Below are 1,564 nucleotides of genomic sequence, written 5' to 3'. Positions count from 1 at the left end.
GTCTTTCTTTCTGGTTTTCCCCCATTGGGCTACCACCCGCGTGGGTCACTCACCCCCCCCCCCCCCACGGCCGCCCAGTCGGCCCACATTATTTCACCCCCCCCCCCACGTCTCTGTTGTGTCAGCCCAACAGCTCCCGCACCACCGGCACCAGCGCCCGGAACGCCTTGCCCCGGTGGCTGATCGCGTTCTTCTCCTCGGGGGAGAGTTCGGCGCAGGTCCGCGTCTCGCCCTCCGGCTGGAGGATCGGGTCGTAGCCGAAGCCGTTGGAGCCGGACGGGGTGGGGCGCAGTGTTCCCCGCAGTTGGCCCTCGACGACGCGTTCCGTGCCGTCCGGGAGGGCGAGGGCTGCCGCGCAGGCGAAGTGGGCGCCCCGGTGGGGGGCCGCGATGTCGGAGAGCTGGGCCAGGAGCAGGTCCAGGTTGGCCTTGTCGTCGCCGTGCCGGCCGGACCAGCGGGCGGAGAAGATGCCGGGGGCGCCGTTCAGGACGTCCACGCAGAGGCCCGAGTCGTCGGCGACGGCGGGCAGGCCCGTCGCCTGAGCCAGGGCATGGGCCTTGAGCAGGGCGTTCTCGGCGAAGGTGACGCCGGTTTCCTTGACGTCGGGGATGTCGGGGTAGGCGTCCGCGCCGACGAGGTCGTGGGTGAGACCTGCGTCGGCGAGGATCGCCTTCAGCTCGGTGATCTTTCCGGCGTTGCGGGTGGCGAGGATCAGGCGGGTCATGGTGCTCAGTATCCCGCCTCGTCCCCGCGTCCCCGCGGTGGCTTCCGGAGCGGCTCTTACGCACGCCCTTACGGGCGGCGCTTACGGCGGCGCTTACCGCGACTCTTACAGCCGCTTACGGCGTGCAGACCTTCGTCAGCTCGCCCGCCGCGTCCGTGACCGGGCTGATGTCGGGGGTGCTGTCGCCGTTCTTGATGGCCGTACGGACGTTGCCGACGGCCTTGTTGAGGTCGTCGACCGCCTTGTTGACGTCGGCGTTGTCGGTCTTGTCGCCGATCTTGTCGAGGTTCTTCTCGATCGAGTTGAGGGACGCGTCGGTCTGCGTCGGGTCGTTCGCCGCGTTCTCGACCGCCTGTTGGAGGTCGGTGACGCTGTCGGCGATGGAGTCGGCGGTCTGGACACAGTCCAGGGCCTTGTTGACCGCGTCGCAGCCGACGGCCGCCGGCAGGGCGACGAGTGCGGTGACGACGGCGAATACGGCGGTGCGGCGGCGGTGGCGCGCGGCCATGGAACGGTCCCTCCCCGTGGACATGATGTGGTCCGACCCCGTGGTGCGGTCGGTTGCGACCGTGGTGCGGTCGGGTCGTGCGGTCGGTTGCGACCGTGGTGCGGTCGGGTCGGTTCCGGCCGTGGCGGTCGGTTCGACCGGTGATGCGGTCGGTTCGACCCGTGGCGCAGGTCGATTCGACTCGCGCACCAGGCCGGCGCGACCCGTGTACATGGTCGGTTCCGGCCCGCGTGCGTGGTCGGTTCCGGCCCGCGTGCGTGGTCGGTTCCGGCCCGCGTGCGTGGTCGGTTCCGGCCCGCGTGCGTGGTCGGTTCCGGCCCGCGTGCGTGGTA

2 protein-coding genes are annotated in these 1,564 nt (G+C 70.7%); both read right to left on the bottom strand.

Going from position 1 to position 1,564, the window contains the following annotated elements:
- Positions 1-121 precede the first annotated feature (121 nt).
- The gene (gene rdgB / locus ACFVXA_RS11240) at positions 122-724 is read right to left on the bottom strand and encodes an RdgB/HAM1 family non-canonical purine NTP pyrophosphatase (RefSeq protein ID WP_362017741.1); all 603 of its coding nucleotides are present in this window, start codon (positions 722-724) and stop codon (positions 122-124) included.
- A gap of 115 nt (positions 725-839) precedes the next feature.
- Complete coding sequence (locus ACFVXA_RS11235; protein WP_384017353.1) at positions 840-1,232, bottom strand: hypothetical protein; 393 nt, start codon at positions 1,230-1,232, stop codon at positions 840-842.
- Positions 1,233-1,564 lie beyond the last annotated feature (332 nt).

The organism is Streptomyces sp. NPDC058246 (genome assembly GCF_042881985.1).
In the GTDB taxonomy this organism is placed as follows: Bacteria; Actinomycetota; Actinomycetes; order Streptomycetales; family Streptomycetaceae; genus Streptomyces.
Note: the sequence above shows the minus strand (reverse complement) of the source record. Positions and strands in the feature narration are given on the sequence as shown.

What these genes read in the sequence shown, in the direction of transcription:
- rdgB (WP_362017741.1), bottom strand. Translation starts at nt 724, where the DNA reads ATGACCCGCCTGATCCTCGCCACCCGCAACGCCGGAAAGATCACCGAG.
- ACFVXA_RS11235 (WP_384017353.1), bottom strand. Translation starts at nt 1,232, where the DNA reads ATGGCCGCGCGCCACCGCCGCCGCACCGCCGTATTCGCCGTCGTCACC.